General features: G+C 69.7%; 15 protein-coding genes and 1 pseudogene. 8 read left to right on the top strand and 8 right to left on the bottom strand.

Annotated elements, in window-relative coordinates:
* From eccD to MRAB57_RS08430, 7 genes are all read right to left on the bottom strand, one after another.
* Window positions 1-1,482, bottom strand: a complete 1,482-nt coding sequence (gene eccD / locus MRAB57_RS08460; protein ID WP_077087166.1) for a type VII secretion integral membrane protein EccD — start codon at window positions 1,480-1,482, stop codon at window positions 1-3.
* Window positions 1,482-2,510, bottom strand: coding sequence for a MinD/ParA family ATP-binding protein (locus MRAB57_RS08455; protein ID WP_425436731.1), 1,029 nt, complete (start codon window positions 2,508-2,510; stop codon window positions 1,482-1,484). The genes eccD and MRAB57_RS08455 overlap by 1 nt, the downstream gene beginning before the upstream one ends.
* 36 nt (window positions 2,511-2,546) lie before the next feature.
* Window positions 2,547-3,380 (bottom strand): ESX secretion-associated protein EspG, encoded by an 834-nt coding sequence (locus MRAB57_RS08450; protein WP_077087164.1) that lies wholly within the window; start codon window positions 3,378-3,380, stop codon window positions 2,547-2,549.
* Between the two features lie 54 nt (window positions 3,381-3,434).
* Complete coding sequence (locus MRAB57_RS08445) at window positions 3,435-3,731, bottom strand: WXG100 family type VII secretion target (protein WP_077087163.1); 297 nt, start codon at window positions 3,729-3,731, stop codon at window positions 3,435-3,437.
* Between the two features lie 54 nt (window positions 3,732-3,785).
* Window positions 3,786-4,106 carry a WXG100 family type VII secretion target gene (locus MRAB57_RS08440; RefSeq protein ID WP_077087162.1) on the bottom strand — a complete coding sequence of 107 codons (321 nt, stop codon included), beginning with the start codon at window positions 4,104-4,106 and terminating at the stop codon, window positions 3,786-3,788.
* Between the two features lie 185 nt (window positions 4,107-4,291).
* Entirely contained in the window at window positions 4,292-4,810 is a 519-nt protein-coding gene (locus MRAB57_RS08435) for a pullulanase (protein WP_077087161.1), read from the bottom strand.
* A 24-nt stretch (window positions 4,811-4,834) separates the two neighbouring features.
* Window positions 4,835-6,277 carry a CCA tRNA nucleotidyltransferase gene (locus MRAB57_RS08430; RefSeq protein ID WP_077087160.1) on the bottom strand — a complete coding sequence of 481 codons (1,443 nt, stop codon included), beginning with the start codon at window positions 6,275-6,277 and terminating at the stop codon, window positions 4,835-4,837.
* Between the two features lie 109 nt (window positions 6,278-6,386).
* Here MRAB57_RS08430 and MRAB57_RS08425 point away from each other — a divergent pair, with 109 nt between their 5' ends.
* The 8 genes and pseudogenes from MRAB57_RS08425 (at window position 6,387) to MRAB57_RS08390 (ending at window position 17,423) form a co-directional block, all read left to right on the top strand.
* The gene (locus tag MRAB57_RS08425; protein ID WP_083743340.1) at window positions 6,387-7,121 is read left to right on the top strand and encodes an NUDIX hydrolase; all 735 of its coding nucleotides are present in this window, start codon (window positions 6,387-6,389) and stop codon (window positions 7,119-7,121) included.
* Window positions 7,118-9,523 (top strand): hypothetical protein, encoded by a 2,406-nt coding sequence (locus tag MRAB57_RS08420; RefSeq protein WP_077087158.1) that lies wholly within the window; start codon window positions 7,118-7,120, stop codon window positions 9,521-9,523. Before MRAB57_RS08425 ends, MRAB57_RS08420 begins: the two co-directional genes overlap by 4 nt.
* Window positions 9,520-13,146: a murein biosynthesis integral membrane protein MurJ gene (locus MRAB57_RS08415; RefSeq protein WP_077087157.1), complete on the top strand. Its 3,627-nt coding sequence runs from the start codon at window positions 9,520-9,522 to the stop codon at window positions 13,144-13,146. The genes MRAB57_RS08420 and MRAB57_RS08415 overlap by 4 nt, the downstream gene beginning before the upstream one ends.
* 62 nt (window positions 13,147-13,208) lie before the next feature.
* The gene (gene sigM, locus MRAB57_RS08410) at window positions 13,209-13,790 is read left to right on the top strand and encodes an RNA polymerase sigma factor SigM (protein WP_077087156.1); all 582 of its coding nucleotides are present in this window, start codon (window positions 13,209-13,211) and stop codon (window positions 13,788-13,790) included.
* 56 nt (window positions 13,791-13,846) lie between these two features.
* Window positions 13,847-14,627: pseudogene (locus MRAB57_RS08405) on the top strand (hypothetical protein).
* A gap of 85 nt (window positions 14,628-14,712) precedes the next feature.
* Window positions 14,713-15,723 (top strand): thioredoxin-disulfide reductase, encoded by a 1,011-nt coding sequence (gene trxB / locus MRAB57_RS08400; protein ID WP_077087155.1) that lies wholly within the window; start codon window positions 14,713-14,715, stop codon window positions 15,721-15,723.
* Window positions 15,720-16,073: a thioredoxin gene (gene trxA, locus MRAB57_RS08395; protein WP_077087154.1), complete on the top strand. Its 354-nt coding sequence runs from the start codon at window positions 15,720-15,722 to the stop codon at window positions 16,071-16,073. The genes trxB and trxA overlap by 4 nt, the downstream gene beginning before the upstream one ends.
* Before the next feature lie 129 nt (window positions 16,074-16,202).
* Complete coding sequence (locus tag MRAB57_RS08390) at window positions 16,203-17,423, top strand: N-acetylmuramoyl-L-alanine amidase (RefSeq protein WP_077087153.1); 1,221 nt, start codon at window positions 16,203-16,205, stop codon at window positions 17,421-17,423.
* Here MRAB57_RS08390 and MRAB57_RS08385 read toward each other — a convergent pair.
* A complete protein-coding gene (locus MRAB57_RS08385; RefSeq protein ID WP_077087152.1) occupies window positions 17,420-18,187 on the bottom strand; it encodes an acetyltransferase in 768 nt (255 codons plus the stop codon). The genes MRAB57_RS08390 and MRAB57_RS08385 overlap by 4 nt on opposite strands.
* Window positions 18,188-18,237: the final 50 nt, after the last annotated feature.

The raw sequence follows: 18,237 nt of genomic DNA, 5'->3' as shown, positions 1-18,237 counted from the left end.
TCATCGCATGCGCACCCAGTTGAACAAGCCACCGATCCACGCGGCCAGCGGCAGCGCCGCGATGATCGCCGCGATCTCCACCCATTCGGCGGTCATCCGCACCAGCGGGGTGAACCTGGTGATCGGCACCAGCAGCGCCGCCAGCAGACCCGCGCCGCCGAATCCGGCCAGGACCAGCGCACCCCACAGCACCGGAAGGCCGGACGAGGCCGGTTCGTGCACAACGTATTTCACGACGCCGACGCACATCGCTGCGGCGCCGCCGCACACCAGCGCGACGGCCTGACGCTTGTCCGCGAACGCCCGCCCCCGGCTGATGAAGATCAGCACGAACAACCCGGCCAGCACCGCGGCCGCCGTGCCGCGATCGCGGCCGGGCATCAGGGTGACCCACACCGCGGCGGGCAGGGCCAACGCGGAGGCGATGCAGATTCCCGTCAGGATGTTGTTGGCCCGGACCGCAGCGATCGCGATCTGCGCGCCCCGCGGCGTGGTGTCGGAGTTGGCTTCTTCGTCGGCGCCCTCCTCGACGGGCGTCACCGCGTCGGACGGCAGGCCCGCGCTGCGGCGGAACAGGTCCCGGCCGGTGATCGACCCGAAGTAGGGCGGCCGGATCCGCGCGACCCAGAGCGAGATCGTCGGGGCCATGGTCAACAGCAGCAGCAGGGCGACCAAGGTGAACATCCCCAGCCACTGGGCCGGCACCGGCCACCACATCCGCGCCCCGGAGAGCGCCGCGCCCAGTCCGAGCAGCGTCACGACCGTCGCCGCGACGTTGGCGTGGCGGCCCGTAGCCGTGGCGAGGCCCACCGTCAGGACGGCACCCATCAGCGCCGCGATGAACGCGTGCGCCGCCCCGAGGTGCCCGGGGGCGTTGGCAGCGGCGCTCGCCGCCAGCAGCGGCAGCGCGGTCCAGCCGAGGCCGTCGACCATGTCGGTGCGGCTCGGCCACCAGCGCCACACCGCGCCCGCCCCCCCGGCGACCAGCAACCCGGCCACCCCCGTCACGATGGTGGGCAGCAGCGAGTCGCTCGCAAAGCGTTGGCGCACAGCCAGTCCCAGCACCGTCGCCACCACCATCGCGAGGATGATCAACGCGGTGTGCGCGGCGGTCCGCAGGGTCACCGGCTCGAACAGCGTCTTGCCGACGCGGGCCAGCCCGGTGGACAGCGATTCGTATTGCGGCTCAAACGATTCCCCGTCGACCACGGGGACCAGGGTCAGCGTGGCACCGTCCTCGACGCCCATCTCGTCCAGCGTCTTGGCGACGTCCAGCCGCACCCCATTGGCCTTGTGCAGCTCGTAGCCGACGCCGGACTCGAGCCCGGTGAAGCCACGCCGCTTGAGTTCGTCGTTAAGCAGCTCGACGACGTTGTCGAGGAAAGCCTCGATGGGCACCGAGGCGGGGTATACCTGCGAAACCAGATGTTCTCCGCAAACGACCGCAACCGCACAACGAGCCGGAAACGATACTTTCGCCATTAGCGCGGCCTGTCGGCATCTGGAATGTACTTGTCGGCCAAGGCCGCAGTGATCTCAAATAGCCGCAATCGGGTCTTCTTCTTCAGCTCGTGGCGCGTGTCGATAATCCCGCCCTTTGCGAGGAATGGGTCGTACGGCATGAATTCCACCGTCGCACCCGACTGCGCGAAGCGTTCGGTGAGGTAAGCGCGCGCCTCGGGGTCGTCGGTGTCGCGGCTGTCATTCAGAATGACCATGCTGCGCGACACCACCTCGTGGTAGCCCATCGACCGCAGCAGGTCGATCGACCGGGTGACCGGCAGGGACGTGTCCGCGGTGAGGCCGGACACGAAGACCAGCGTGTCGCAAGCGTCGAGCACCGCCTTCATCACGGGGTGCTCGAGGTCGTCCGAGGTGTCCACCACGATCACCGTGTGGGTGCGCCGCAACCGCGACAGCACGCCGGCGAACATCGACGCGACCAGCGGCCGCGGTTGATCCGACGCGCGGTTGCCGGCCAGCACGTCAAGGCCAAGGCTGTTCTGCCCCAAGTGTTCTCGGATATCGGCATAGCCCTGGACGTCGGTGTCGTTGAGCACCGCCGCGTAGTCGCCCGGTGGCGCCTCGTCGATGCGCCCGGCCAGGGTTCCGAAGCCGGGGGCCGCGTCGATGGCGACCACGTTCTCGGGCCGGCATTCGCGGAACACCGCGCCGAGGCACGCGGTCATCGTGGTCTTGCCGACGCCGCCCTTGCCCGACACGACGCCGACTACGTACTGCTTGCGGATATGGCGCCGGATTCGCTCCTGCAATTCCCGATAATGCCTTTCGCCGGGCGATTCGCCGAAGTTAATGGCGTGAAATGTCGCCTGGTAAAGGAATCGCCGCCAGCCGGAGCCGGGCGGGATTTTCCGGGGCGCGACCATATCCGAGATGCGCAATGTCCCCGATACCGAGTCTTGACTTTGATAGCCAGCGCCGGACGCTTCTCGCCTAGTCGGCCCGCCTTGTTCCCCAGGATTGGACGAGCCCGTCCACGGGTTTGTCACGACGCCGATGCTAACATTTATGCGAGTTCCTCTCGACTACACGACTTTTCGGTACGAATGCCATTCTTCTTCCGCCGGCAGGCGCCGCATCATTTCATTGATCGCCTTGACGATGTTGTTGTTGTTTCCCGGTGCAATGATCATCCATTTTCTGCCCGCAGAACAGACTTGCTCGGCGACCAACCGTCCCTCCGGCGTATCGATGATGGTCACCGAGCCCGGTTCGACGTAAATCCGAGTGACTCGGCCGGTGTCCACTCCGGACTGCATGGCGACGATCGAGGCCTGGGCCGAGCGCTCGGGGTCGGCCGCCAGTTCGAGGATGTGCACCTGGTCGCGATCGAGCCCTTGCTTCTCGAACCACGCGTTCAGGGAGTCTTGGTCGGTCGCGGCGGCGCGCATGGCCTCGGCGTCCAGAGTGACGGGCCGCAGCGCCGCCGGTTCGTTGGCGCCGCACAATCTCTCCATCTGCGCGGCTAGGGCGGCGCCGGCCGCGCCCTCGGTGCTGGCGACGCCCGCGCCGCTGATCCGGACGATGTCGGCCGACCGCTCCATGGCTACCCACCACTGCGCGAACCTCGCCAGCAGCGCCCGCGGCGGTTCGTCCTGGCCGGGCGTGCGGAACTGCACGAAGAGGCCGACGTCGCGGCGAGACAGCACGGTCAGCCATTCGACGACCGTGCTGTCCACGACGCCCAACTCGTCGATGACCCCGGCGGCCCGCAGTTCGGCCACGACCGGGTGTGCCAGCGCGGAACTCTTGGGTTCGACGCTCGGCAAGTGCGGCCGCAGTCCCAGCTCGGCGGACAAGACCTCGATGCCGGTGAGCACCTGAAGGGCCCACAGACCGTCCAGTGTGGTGGTTAGCACGCTATTCCCTTGTACCCGAGGGGAGAGCACGCACCGCGCGTGCACCCACCAAGCTCAACCTTGCATGAAGAACTTGCTGGTCAGATTGTCCGTCATCAGCGCGGCGTCGTGCACATTGCTCACCGTGTGGCCGTGCAGGGTCACCGTCTGGATCAGGTCCTCCAACCCGTGCAGCATCTGCTGCTGGGCGTCGAAGAACGAGGTCGCGCCGTGGCCCTGGAAGAAATCGGTCAGCGCCTGGGTTAGGTGCAGGACGTCGCCGTGAATCTCCATCAGCTGAGACGCCTGCGACGCGATGTCTCCGGAAAGGCCGCTCACCGCGGCGTGGTTGTAAATGATGCTGTCGGACATATTCGCTTTCCTTACGTGAAATAGGTCTTGGGTCGGAATTGGCGCGGCATCGGGTTAGGTGGACACCCCGCCGCCGAAGACGCCGTTGAGGTTGTGGGCGGAATCCGCTTCCTGGCTCTCCATCAGCGACGCGGTCTGCGCGAGGCCATTGGCCAGCCGGTGGCCGCCATTCATCATCTGCTGCAGATCGTGGTGAATCTGGCCCGCCGTGTTCAGCGACGTCGACCCGGCCTGGCCGGCCCAACCGGCACCGCTGATGATGTTCTCGTGACCGCTCAAGTATTGATTGGCGATGGCCGCTGCTTCCTGCAGCCGCGATTCAATCCGCTGCTTGGTGCTGCGGAGCAGCTCCGGTGTGACGACAGTTGATGACATCTTTCCTCCCTGGTTTCTAGGCTCTCCCCGGCCTGGATATGGATTGAAGTTTAGACATGTATCGGCGGCTGTCACTTCAGCTGTTTTTCACAGATCCACACGCGGAGTGCTGCTGGTTTACCCACAAACGACAAAAACCATGTCAACCGCAAAGACCTTTTAGCTGAGCTTGTCGGCGACCGCGGTTAAAGGCCGGTCGCCCCATCGGACAGACCGTCCCCGTCGCCGTCGGTCAACCGAACGTTCCACTTCCCGTCGCCGTCGGTGTCCACATATCCGGTGACCCCGTTCTCGCCGGCGCACACGACGCGGTCGGCCACGCCGTTGCCGTCGGTGTCGATCAACCGGTCGTCCAGCCGGCCCCGGACGTGCACCCCGTCGAAGTCGACCAGCGGCCCGCCGGTGTGCTCCGCGCCGTCCAGCCCGTACCAGCGCAACTGCCCACCTCGGTCCACGGTGACCGCCCAGGTGCCCGACCCGTCGTCGGTGAAATAGCTTTCCGGGGCGCCGTCGTTGTCCAGGTCGAGCACCGCGTGATCAGCCACCCCGTCGCCGTCGAAGTCCGCCAGCGCGTCGTCGCGCATGCCGTCACCGTCGAAATCCAGGCCGTAGGCATCGAGGCGGCCGTCGCCGTCAAGATCGAGATCGGGCTGGCCATGCCACATTGCCGCGGTGCCGTCGTCGCCAGATAGGCAGTAGTCCATGACCTGTCGGACGCGCGTCCGCCGCTAGGCGTTCCCCCGCGACTGCCACCAGGCCAGCAGCTCGGCGGTGGCCTCCTCGTCGCTCATCGGGCCCCGGTCCAGCCGCAGCTCCTTCAGGAACCGCCACGCCTCGCCGACCTGCGGGCCCGCGGGGATGCCGAGCAGCTCCATGATCCGGTTGCCGTCCAGGTCGGGGCGCACGCGCGCCAGATCCTCCTGGGCGGCCAGCTCGGCGATGCGCGCCTCCAGCTGGTCGTAGTTGGCCTGCAGCCGCGCGGCGCGGCGCTTGTTGCGGGTGGTGCAGTCGGCGCGGACCAGCTTGTGCAGCCGGGGCAGCAGCGGTCCGGCATCGGCGACATAGCGGCGCACTGCGGAGTCGGTCCACTTGCCGCCGCCATAGCCGTGGAAGCGCAGGTGCAGATACACCAGCTGCGAAATGTCCTCGATCATCTGCTTGGAGTACTTCAGCGCCCGCAGCCGCTTGCGGGTCATCTTGGCGCCGACGACCTCGTGGTGGTGAAAGCTCACACCGCCGTTGTCCTCGTGCCGCCTGGTCGACGGCTTGCCGATGTCGTGCAACAGCGCTGCCCAGCGCAGCACCAGGTCGGGGCCCTCGTCCTCCAGCGCGACCGCCTGCCGCAGCACCGTCAGCGAATGCTGGTACACGTCCTTGTGCTGGTGGTGTTCGTCGATGGCCATCTGCATCCCGCCGATCTCGGGCGCCACCACCTCGCCCATGCCGGTCTGCACGAGCAGGTCGATTCCGGCGACGGGGTCCGCCCCGAGCAACAGCTTGTCGAGCTCGGCGGCCACCCGCTCGACGCTGATGCGGCCGAGTTGCGGGGCCATGTCTTCGATCGCCGTCCGCACCCGCGGGGCGACGGTGAAGCCCAGCTGCGACACGAACCGCGCGGCGCGCAACATGCGCAGCGGGTCGTCGCCGAACGACACCTCCGGGGCCGACGGGGTGTCGAGCACCCGGGCCCGCAGGGCCGCCAAACCACCCAGCGGATCCACGAATTCGCCCGGGCCGGCCGACGTGATCCGCACCGCCATCGCGTTGACCGTGAAGTCGCGGCGCACCAGGTCGTCTTCCAGGCGATCGCCGAAGCGCACCTCCGGATTGCGCGACACCTGGTCGTAAGCGTCGGCGCGGAAGGTGGTGATCTCCAGGCGGCGCTCGTCCTTGCCGACGCCGACGGTGCCGAAGTCGATGCCGGTGTCCCACAGGCTGTCCGCCCAGCGCCGCAGGATCTGCTGCACCTGCTCCGGGCGGGCGTCGGTGGTGAAGTCCAAGTCGGCACTCAGCCTGCCCAACAAGGCATCCCGCACCGACCCGCCGACCAGATACAGCTCGTGCCCCGCGGCGTCGAACGCCGACCCCAGCTCGCCCAGCATGGACGCGTACTGATTCAGGGCGACCGCGGCCGCGGTCAACAGCTCTGCATCGTCGGCGGCTTCCGGCACGTTCGGTTAGCGTAGTCGCGTCGGTCCGGCCGCGCCTGCGCGCCCGCCGCAGCCCCACCAGCGGCGAGTATGTCCGGGAGACCAGGCCGTGCCAGCTACTATCGCTTGGGTGTCGGACGGCGAACGAGCCAAACCACGTCGGCGCCGCGGACGGCGCCGTAATCGTGGCGCGGTCGCCGCGGCCGAGACCAACACCCCCGGCCAAGCCAGCGACGAATCCGCGACCGCCAAGCGCCGCCGCCCCCGTGCCCCACGCCGCGGTCCCGAGCGACTGCGGACCGTGCACGAGACGTCGGCGGGTGGGTTGGTGATCGACGGCATCGACGGGCCGCGCGACTCGCAGGTCGCCGCGCTGATCGGCCGCATCGACCGCCGCGGCCGGATGCTGTGGTCGCTGCCAAAAGGCCACATCGAACTCGGCGAAACCGCCGAGCAGACCGCCATTCGTGAGGTGGCCGAGGAGACCGGGATCCGCGGCAGCGTGCTCGCCGCGCTCGGGCGCATCGACTACTGGTTTGTCACGGATGGCCGCCGGGTGCACAAGACCGTGCACCACTATCTGATGCGTTTCTCCGGCGGGGAGCTGTGCGACGAGGACCTCGAGGTCGCCGAGGTGGCGTGGGTACCGATCGGAGAACTGCCATCGCGGCTGGCCTACGCCGACGAGCGCCGGCTGGCCGAAGTCGCCGACGAACTGATCGGGAAGCTGCAGACCGACGGCCCGTCGGCGCTCCCGCCGCTTCCGCCCAGCGCGCCGCGGCGGCATCCGCAGACACACTCGCGCGCCCGCAACTCGCAGAAACCCGACACGGGCCGGAAGAACGGTCACGGGCCGGGGCCGTGACCTCGCCACGACTCTGCTGGGCCGGCTTGTTGCGCCTTGCCGCAGCGGTCGGCATCGTGGCCGGTTTCGCGGTACTGCTCACCGGGCCCATCGTCGCGCCCCACGCGGCCGCCGGCGAGCCCGGCGCGACACCGTTCGTCCGCGTCCGCATCGACCAGGTGACGCCGGACGTCGTGACAACGACGAGCCCACCCGTGGTCACCGTCAGCGGGATGGTGACCAACATCGGTGACCGCCCGGTCCGCGACGTGATGGTCCGGCTCGAACACGCCGCCGCGGTGACGGCCTCGGCCGGCCTGCGCACCTCGCTGGACGGCGGCACCGATCAGTATCAGGCTGCCGCTGAATTCCTCACCGTCGCACCGGAATTGCAGCGCGGGCAGGAAGTCAGCTTCACGCTCTCCGCCCCGCTGCGGTCGCTGGCCAAGACGTCGCTGGGCATCGGTAAGCCGGGGATCTACCCCGTCCTGGTCAACGTCAACGGCACCCCGGACTACGGCGCGCCCGCCCGCCTGGACAACGCCCGCTTCCTGCTGCCGGTGATCGGGGTGCCGCCCGACCAGGCCGACGCCCTGGAATCGGCCGTTGCCCCCGATACCTCTAAGCCCGTGTGGATCACCATGCTGTGGCCGCTGGCCGACCGCCCCCGGCTGGCGCCCGGCCAACCCGGCGGCACCATCCCGGTCCGGCTGATCGACGACGACCTGGCCACGTCGCTGGTCACCGGCGGCCGGCTGGACGTGCTGCTGTCCGCCGCCGAGGTCGCCACCAGCCACGACGTCGATCCCGACGGCGCCGTCGGGCGGGCGCTGTGCCTGGCCATCGACCCGGACCTGCTGGTCACCGTCAACGCGATGACCGCCGGCTACGTCGTGTCCAACGCCGCCGACGCGTCCGCCCAAACGCCGGGCACCCCGACGCATCCCGGCGCCGGCCAGGCCGCCGCGACCGCCTGGATGAACCGGCTCCGGGCGCTGGGCAGGCGCAGCTGCGTGGCACCGCTGCCCTACGCGCAGGCCGACCTGGACGCCCTGCAGCGCGTGAACAACGCCGAGCTGAGCGCGATCGCCACCAACAGCGCCGCCGACGTCGTCGACCAGATCCTCGACGTGCGCTCCACCCGCGGCGCCACGCTGCTGCCCGACGGCCCGCTGACCGGCGGGGCGGTCAGCCTGCTCAGCGCCAACACCAACACGGTCGCGATCGCCGCCGCGGACCTGGTCGCACCCGACACGTCAGTGTCGTCGGGCGCCGCGTCCGGCACCAACGTCGACACGGCCCCGCGCCGGTTGTCTCCCCAGGTGGCGATCGCCCCATTCGACCCGGCCGTCGGTGCGGCGCTGGCCGGCGCGGGGAAAGACCCCACCGTGCCCACCTACCTGAGCCCGTCGCTGACGGTCCGGCTCGCCCACGACTCGGACACCGCGCGGCGGCAAGACGCGCTGGGCTCCATGTTCTGGCACGCGCTGGACCGGGACGCCGCGCCGCGCACCCAGCTGCTGGTCCCGCCGGCGGTGTGGAACCTACAGAACGACGACGCGCAGGTCCTGATGACCGCGTTGGCCACCACCATCCGGTCCGGCCTTGCGGTGGCCCGGCCCCTGCCCGCGGTGGTGGCCGAGGCCGCGTCCCGCACCGAACCGGCCGACCCGCCGGCGATCGACGGCTCCGAGCGCGGCCGGTTCTCCGACGACGTCACCGCCGACGTCGGCACTCAGGCCGGGCGGCTGTGGCGGCTGACCTCGGCGCTGAGCACCGACGAGCGCACCGGGCTGACCGGCATCCAGTACACCGCGCCCCTGCGCGAGGACATGCTGCGCGCGCTCAGCCAGTCGCAGCCACCCGATACCCGCAACGGGCTGGCACAACAGCGGCTGGGCGTCGTCGGCAACACCATCAACGACCTGTTCGGCGCGGTCACCATCGTCAACCCCGGCGGCAACTACACCCTGGCCACCGAACACAGCCCGCTGCCGCTGGCCCTGCACAACGGCCTCGCCGTGCCGATCAAGGTCCGGCTGCAGGTGGATGCGCCGCCCGGGATGACTGTCACCGACGTCGGTCAGATCGAGCTGCCGCCCGGGTACCTGCCGCTGCGGGTGCCGATCGAGGTGAACTTCACCCAGCGGGTCGCCATCGACGTGTCCTTGCGAACGCCGGACGGCACGCGGCTGGGCGAACCGGTGCGCTTGTCGGTGCACTCCAACGCCTACGGCAAGGTGCTGTTCGGGATCACGCTGACCGCGGCGGCCGCGCTGGTGCTGCTGGCCGGGCGGCGGCTCTGGCACCGGTTCCGCGGCCAGCCCGACCGCGCCGACCTCGACCGCCCCGATCCGCCGGGCCCGAAATCCGCTGGCGGCCAAGGGGTTGGCGCGCGCGTCGACGAAGAGAACCGCGTATGAAATCCGGCCACCGGCCACCCCATCCCCAACCGCCGCAGTGCCCGTTGCCGCCGGCACGCCGCCCCGGGCCGCCGACCGGTCCGCTGCCGCCGGTGCCGGAGCTGGCCCGCCGGCGTGCGGAGCTGTCCGACGCCGCGGTGGTCTCGCGGTCGTGGGCGATGGCGTTCGCGACGCTGGTCAGCCGCCTGACGGGATTCGCCCGGATCGTGCTGCTCGCCGCGATTTTGGGTGCCGCGCTGTCCAGCGCCTTCTCGGTGGCCAACCAGCTGCCGAACCTGGTCGCCGCGCTGGTGCTGGAGGCGACGTTCACCGCGATCTTCGTGCCGGTGCTGGCCCGCGCCGAGCAGAGCGACCCCGACGGCGGCGCGGCCTTCGTACGGCGCCTGGTCACCGTGACCACGGCCCTGCTACTGATTGCGACGGCGCTGTCCGTGGTGGCCGCGCCGCTGCTGGTGCGGCTGATGCTCGGCCGCGCCCCGCAGGTCAACGAGCCGCTCACCGTCGCGTTCGCCTATCTGCTGCTGCCGCAGGTGCTGGCCTACGGCCTGACGTCGGTGTTCATGGCAATCCTGAACACCCGCAACGTGTTTGGGCCCACGGCGTGGGCACCGGTCGTCAACAACCTGGTCGCGCTTGCCACCCTCGCGGTGTACCTGGCGGTGCCCGGCCAGCTATCCGTCGACCCGGTGCAGATGGGCAACACCAAACTGCTGGTGCTCGGCATCGGCACCACCGCCGGCGTGTTCGCGCAGACCGCGGTGCTGCTGGTCGCGTTGAAGCGCGAGCGCATCAGCCTGCGCCCGTTGTGGGGCATCGACGAGCGCCTGCGGCGCTTCGGCACGATGGCCGCCGCGATGGTGCTCTACGTGTTGATCAGCCAGCTCGGTCTGGTGGTCGGCAACCAAATCGCCAGCACCGCAGCGGCTTCGGGCCCCGCGATCTACAACTACACCTGGCTGGTGTTGATGCTGCCGTTCGGCATGATCGGCGTCACGGTGCTGACCGTGGTGATGCCGCGGCTGAGCCGCAATGCCGCTGCCGACGACACCCCGGGCGTGCTGGGTGACCTGTCGCTGGCGACGCGACTGACGCTGATCACGCTGATCCCGATCGTGGCGTTCATGACCGTCGGCGGTCCGGCGATCGGGAGCGCGCTGTTCGCCTACGGCCACTTCGGCGGGGTCGACGCCGGGTACCTGGGCGCCGCGATTGCCTTGTCGGCGTTCACGTTGATCCCCTACGGGCTGGTGCTGCTACAGCTGCGGGTGTTCTATGCGCGCGAGCACCCGTGGACGCCGATCGTGATCATCCTCGTCATCACCGCCGTCAAGATCGTCGGCTCGGTGCTGGCCCCGCACGTCACCGACGACCCCAAGCTGGTGGCCGGGTTCCTCGGGTTGGCCAACGGGCTCGGCTTCGTGGCCGGGGCGATCGTCGGCTACCTGCTGCTGCGCCGCGCCCTGCTGCCCGCCGGCGGTCACCTGGTCGGCGTCGGCGAGGTGCGCACGATCCTGGTCACCCTGGTGGCCTCGATGCTCGCCGGCCTGGTCGCGCTGGTGGCCGACCGGCTGCTGTTCCTCGACGAATTGACCGCCCGCGGCGGCCCCGCCGGCTCGCTGCTACGGCTGTTCGTGCTGGCCATCATCATGGCGCCGATCATGGTGACGGTCATGGTCCGGGCGCGGGTGCCCGAGGCGCAGGCCGCGCTCGCCGCGGTCAGGCACCGGATCACCCGCCGCAGCCGTCCCAGTCCCAAAGGCCAGCCCCCCGCCCGCGCGGCAGTTGTGCCGGACGGATCGTCTCAGCGCCGTCCCGTCACGTACCCTGAGCACAGGAATTCGTCCCCGCCGGGGGTCAATGCGGTCCAGGAGCCGATCCGGCGCAGGCCTCCGGAGCGGGCATCCAACGCCCAGCTAGCGAAAGGACCGGAGGTGACCGACCGCCCAACCGAAAGCCCGGCCTCCAGCCCCGGCGCTGGCTCGGGTTCCGGTTCGCCATCGCCGCGCCCCTCCGCCGACGACTTCCAGCCCGACATCCCGGCCGGCTCGCCGCCGCCGTCCGACCAGCGCAACGGCGGCCTCCCGGCCGAGCCCGTCCGCGGCGCGTTCGACGCACCCCGCGAGCGTGGTGCGGATCCGTCGGCGGCCTCGGACGACTCCCCCCTGGTTCCCGGCGCGCGGATCGCCGGGGGCCGGTACCGCCTGCTGGTCTTCCACGGCGGCGCGCCTCCCCTGCAGTTCTGGCAGGCGCTCGACACCGCCCTGGACCGGCAGGTCGCGCTGACCTTCGTCGATCCGGACGGCACCCTGCCCGAGGAGGTCCTGCAGGAGATCCTGTCGCGCACGCTGCGGCTCAGCCGGATCGACAAGCCGGGTATCGCCCGGGTGCTCGACGTCGTCCACACCGGTTCCGGCGGCCTGGTCGTCGCGGAGTGGATCCGCGGCGGCTCGCTGCAGGAGGTCGCCGATACCGCGCCGTCGCCCGTCGGCGCCGTGCGGGCGATGCAATCGCTGGCCGCGGCCGCCGACGCGGCCCACCGCGCCGGTGTCGCCCTCTCGATCGACCACCCCAGCCGCGTGCGCGTCAGCATCGAGGGTGATGTCGTGCTGGCGTACCCGGCGACCATGCCGGACGCGAACCCCGAGGACGACATCCGGGGCATCGGCGCTTCGCTGTACGCGCTGCTGGTCAACCGGTGGCCGCTGCCCGAGTTCGGCGTGCGCAGCGGGCTCGCGGCGGCCGACCGCGACGGCAGCGGCCTTCCCGTCGAGCCCACCGTCATCGACCGCGACATCCCCTTCCAGATCTCCGCTGTCGCCGTGCGGGCCGTCCAGGAGGACGGCGGAATCCGCAGTGCGTCAACGCTTTTGAACCTGCTGCAGCAGGCGACGGCGGTGGCCGACCGCACCGAGGTGCTCGGCCCCATCGACGATTCGACGGCGGAACCCAGCCCCGCCCCCGCCGGTCGCGAGTACGCGGATTCGGTGCGCCGCCGTCGCGGACTGCTGATCGGCGTCGGCGCGGCCGTCGTCATCATCGTGGTCGCGCTGGTGGTGCTGGCCTCGATCGTCAGCAAGATATTCGGCAACGTCGGCGGCCTGAACAAAGACGAGCTGGGGCTGAACGGGCCGAGCTCGTCGACCGCGTCGTCGACGACGTCCGCGCCGGCCGGCAGTAAGGTCAAGCCCACCAGGGCGACCGTCTTCTCCCCCGACGGCGATCCCGACAACCCGGGCCAGGCCGGGCAGGCCATCGACGGCGACCCCAGCACCGCATGGTCGACCGAGATCTACACCGACCCCGTCCCCTTCCCGTCGTTCAAGCAGGGCGAAGGGTTGATGCTGCAGCTGCCGAACCCGACAGTGGTGGGCCAGGTCGGCATCGACATCGCCGGCACCGGGACGAAGGTGGAGATCCGCTCGGCCTCCACGCCGACGCCGGCGAAGCTGGAGGACACCACCCTGCTCGCCCCGGCGTTCGCGCTGAAGCCCGGCCACAACGTCATCCCGGTGCGGGCCGGCTCGCCGACATCGAACCTGCTGGTGTGGATCACCGTGCTGGGAAGCACCAACGGCAAGAGCCAGGCCAGCCTCTCGGAGATCACGGTTCAGGCCTCGTCCTGACACTCACAGGCGGCCGCCTCAGGTGAAGTGCCGCACCCCAACCGATTGGTTACTGTCCGGCCGTGGGGTTGGGGGCAAGGATCCAGTGCGAGCGCAGTGATGCCGAGCTGTTGGCCGCCCATGTCGCCGGCGATCGCTACGCCTTCGCCGAGCTGTTCGGACGTCACCAACGCCATCTGCACCGACTGGCGCGGCTGACCACCCGCAGCCCCGAGGACGCCGAGGACGCCCTGCAGGACGCGATGCTCTCGGCGCACCGCGGCGCCGGATCCTTCCGCTACGACGCCGCGGTCGGCAGTTGGCTGCACCGCATCGTCGTCAACGCCTGCCTGGACCGGCTGCGCCGCGCCAAGGCCCACCGGACCACTCCCCTCGAAGACGTCTACCCGGTGGCCGATCGGACCGCGCAGGTCGACACTGCGATCGGCGTCCAGCACGCGCTGATGCGCCTCCCCGTCGAGCAGCGCGCCGCGGTGGTGGCCGTCGACATGCAGGGCTACTCGATCGCCGACACCGCCCGGCTGCTCGGCATCGCCGAAGGCACCGTCAAGAGTCGCTGCGCGCGGGCCCGGGTGCGCCTGGCCCAGCTGCTCGGTCACCTCGACCTGTACACCGCCCCGGACCGTCCAGCCGGCCAGCGCTAGCCCACCGCGCGGGTTGCGCGTGACCATCGGCCTATCCATGACGGACACTGGGGCGGATGGGTGAAGTCGAGAAACCAGCGACGGACCCGCCGCTGACGGTCGAGCTCCTCGCCGATCTGCAGGCGGGTCTGCTCGACGACGAGGACGCCGCCCGGGTGCGCGGGCAGATCCGCGCGGATCCGCGCGCCGAGGGGATGCTGCGCGCCCTGAATCGGGTGCGCCGCGACGTCGCCGCCGCGGGCGCGGACACCGCGTCGGCCCCCGAGGTACCCGCCGAGGTCAGCGCCCGCATCACCGCGACGCTGCAGTCGGCCGCCCCGCAACGGCCAGGCTCGACCCATTCGGCGCGGCCGAACGCCCGTCCCGCCAAGCTCGTCGCGGGCATCGCGGGGGTGGCCGCCGCGCTGGCTGCGATCGCGTTCGGCACGGTCGCCCTGCTGCGGGCGCCCGCGCCCACCCCCGTTCGGCACGGTCGCCCTGCTGCGGGCGCCCGCGCCCACCCCCAGCACCGGCCCCACCGCCGAGCACATCACCGTGTCGACGCCGCCGATGGCGATCCCGCTGTCCGCGGCCGAGCTGCGCGACCTGCTGAACCACCCCGCCGACTACGGCCCGCTCAGCGACCCGGCCCGGCGGGCGTCGTGTCTGAGTGGCCTCGGCTACCCGGCGTCGACCCCGGTGCTGGGCGGGCGCCCCGTCGAGATCAACGCCCGCCCCGGGATTGTGCTGGTGCTGCCCGCCGACGCCCCCAACACCCTGGCGGTGTTCGCGGTGGCGCTGAATTGCAGCGCGGCCGATACCGGGCTGTTGGCCGACACCCAGATTCCCCGCGCTTAGGGTGGTGCCACGTGCGACGCGCGGGAACACCCACGCCTACGCTGGCGTTCGAAAAGTTGAAGATATCTGTACCGGAAAGGCTGGTATGACCGCCGCTGCTGCTGACGAGACAGTCCACAACGTGATCGTTATTGGTTCTGGTCCGGCCGGATACACCGCGGCGCTCTACACCGCCCGCGCGCAACTGGCTCCCCTGGTTTTCGAGGGCACCTCCTTCGGTGGCGCGTTGATGACCACGACCGAGGTCGAGAACTACCCCGGGTTCCGCGACGGCATCACCGGCCCGGAGCTGATGGACCAGATGCGCGAGCAGGCGTTGCGCTTCGGCGCCGACCTCCGGATGGAGGACATCGAGTCGGTGTCGCTGGACGGGCCGATCAAGTCCGTCGTGACCGCCGAGGGAGAGACCTACCGGGCCCACGCCGTCATCTTGGCGATGGGCGCCGCGGCCCGATACCTCAACGTTCCCGGCGAGCAGGAGTTGCTGGGGCGCGGCGTGAGCTCGTGTGCCACCTGTGACGGATTCTTCTTCAAGGACCAGGACATCGCCGTGATCGGCGGCGGCGACTCCGCGATGGAAGAGGCCACGTTCTTGACCCGGTTCGCCCGCAGCGTCACCTTGGTGCACCGCCGCGAGGAGTTCCGGGCGTCGAAGATCATGCTCGACCGCGCGCTGAACAACGACAAGATCAAATTCGTCACCAACGCGGCGGTGGAGGCGGTCGATGGCGACACCAGCGTGACCGGATTGCGGTTGCGCGACACCGTAACTGGCGAAGAATCCACTCTGCCGGTGACGGGTGTCTTCGTCGCGATCGGGCACGACCCGCGCTCGGCGCTGGTGCGCGACATCGTCGACCTCGACCCGGAAGGCTACGTGCTGGTCCAGGGCCGCACCACCGCTACCACGGTGGACGGCGTCTTCGCCGCCGGCGACCTGGTGGACCACACCTACCGGCAGGCGGTCACCGCCGCCGGCAGCGGCTGCTCGGCGGCCATCGACGCCGAGCGCTGGTTGGCCGAACACGAAGAGTCCGAAGCGTCCGACGGCCAAACAAGCGCTGGAAATACCGATTTGATTGGAGCCAAACGATGAGCGACAACGAAAAGGCCGGGGGCACAGTAGAAGTCTCCGACGCATCGTTTTCTGCGGATGTGTTGTCCAGCGATAAGCCTGTGCTGGTTGACTTTTGGGCCACCTGGTGCGGGCCATGCAAGATGGTGGCGCCGGTCCTCGAGGAGATCGCGTCCGAGCGTGGCGAGCACCTCACCGTCGCCAAGCTGGACGTGGACGCCAACCCGGAGACGGCGCGTGACTTCCAGGTGGTGTCGATCCCCACGATGATCCTGTTCAAGGACGGCCAGCCGGTGAAACGGATCGTCGGCGCAAAGGGCAAAGCGGCCTTGTTGCGCGAGCTGTCCGAGGCGGTTCCCAACCTCGATTGATCGCGATCCGCCTCGACGCGGCCCCGCCGCTTAGCCTGCGGTTTTCCCGAAATTGAGAAGGATCTGCGACAATACCCGTTAGCTGCAACGCAGTTGTCAGGCTGTTAGTTGTCCCGGAGGGCCCTTGGTATGTCGAGTCCGCGCCGCGAAAATGGCGACGCGCTGCGCTGTGGTGACCGCAGCGCTGCTGTGACCGAGATCCGGGCTGCCCTTGCTGCGCTGGGGTTGCTGGAAAGTGCCGACGAAGACCTCACCACCGGCCGCCATGTTGCCCTCGAAGTGTTCGACACCGAGCTCGACCAGGCGGTGCGCGCCTTCCAACAGCACCGCGGGCTGCTGGTGGACGGCATTGTCGGCGAGGCCACCTACCGGGCCCTCAAAGAGGCGTCCTACCGGCTGGGCGCCCGCACGCTTTTCCACCAATTCGGTGCCCCGCTGTACGGCGACGACGTCGCCACCCTGCAGGCCCGCCTCCAGGACCTCGGTTTCTACACGGGGCTGGTCGACGGCCACTTCGGCCTTCAGACTCACAATGCGTTGATGTCGTATCAGCGCGAGTACGGGCTCGCCGCAGATGGCATCTGCGGCCCGGACACGTTGCGCTCCTTGTACTTTCTGAGCTCGCGGGTCACCGGCGGCTCGCCGCACGCCATTCGCGAAGAGGAACTGGTGCGCCGGTCTGGCCCGCGGCTGTCGGGCAAGCGGATCATCATCGATCCGGGCCGCGGCGGCCCCGACCACGGCCTGATCGCGCAGGGTCCCGGCGGCCCGATCAGCGAGGCGGACGTGTTGTGGGACTTGGCAAGCCGGCTCGAGGGCCGGATGACGGCCATCGGGATGGAGACCTTCCTGTCCCGTCCGACGAACCGCAGCCCGTCGGACGCCGAACGCGCCGCGACGGCCAACAACGTCGGCGCGGACCTGATGATCAGCCTGCGCTGCGCGGCGCAGGCCAGCCCGTCGGCCAACGGCGTGGCGTCGTTCCACTTCGGGAACTCACACGGCTCGGTGTCAACGATCGGCCGTAACCTCGCCGACTTCATCCAGCGAGAAGTGGTCGCGCGCACCGGGTTACGGGACTGCCGGACCCATGGACGGACGTGGGATCTGCTGCGGCTCACGCGGATGCCGACCGTTCAGGTCGACATCGGCTACATCACCAATCCGCATGATCGCTCGATGCTGGTCTCGACCCAGACCCGCGACTTCATCGCGGAAGGCATCCTCGCCGCGGTCAAGCGGCTCTACCTGTTGGGCAAGAACGACCGGCCCACCGGTACCTTCACGTTCGCCGAATTGCTCGCCCACGAACTGTCGGTGGAGCGGGCGACCGGGCTCGGCGGCTCCTAGCCGGTCCGGTTGGTCAGCCCGGTCCGGTTGGCCTGCAACGCATTCGCCGTAGCAGACCCCGCGCCGACCGGCTGCTCCAGTTGCGCGTTGGCCAGCAGGCGCTCCAGCGCGGCCTCCACTTCGGCCTTCCAGCCCAGGCCCTTGTCCAGCTCGAGCCGCAGCCGGGGGAAATACGGATGTGGTGCCACCACAACGAATCCCACGTCCTGCAGGAACTCCGCGTCGATGATGCAGCGGTCAACCGAGCAATCGCCGAGCGCCTCGAGCACCGGCCGCACACCGGGTTCCACCAACTGCGGGTCGTGTAGTTCCGATGCCTCAGGCGTCCGGCCGAACGCCTCGAGCGCCCGGACTCCGCGGCGGACCAACTCTTCGATCACCCGGGCGAGCAGACTGTGCGGCAGGTCGTCGGCGGCGTGCCCGAGTTCGATACCCATCGACGTCAGCAGCACGGCGTCCGGCGACACCGGCGCGGTGGGAAAGCGGCTGGCTCGCGGCACCGCCCCGGGCGGCGCGTAAAGCACATACCCCAGGCAGGACGGCTCGGCACTACTGCGCTCGTCGGGAACCGTCGTCGCGAGTTGCCCGCACGAACCCCACTCCAGCATCACCATCGACAGCCAGGCTTCTTTTTCGAATTCCGGGTCGGCAAGATGGTCGTGGCCCAGGGTCGCGGGGTCGACCTCCCAAAAGACGCACCGGCGCGCATGCTTGGGAAGCTGCTCGAAGGCTTCGAGCCGCAGCGGTGTGATTCGAGCAGACACTAGCCTCCTGGCTTCCGTACGCGCCGCAGCCGACTGCCTACATCCCGGCG

This window comes from Mycobacterium rhizamassiliense, from assembly GCF_900157375.1.
In the GTDB taxonomy this organism is placed as follows: domain Bacteria; phylum Actinomycetota; class Actinomycetes; order Mycobacteriales; family Mycobacteriaceae; genus Mycobacterium; species Mycobacterium rhizamassiliense.
This window is presented reverse-complemented; position numbering and strand designations above follow the sequence as displayed.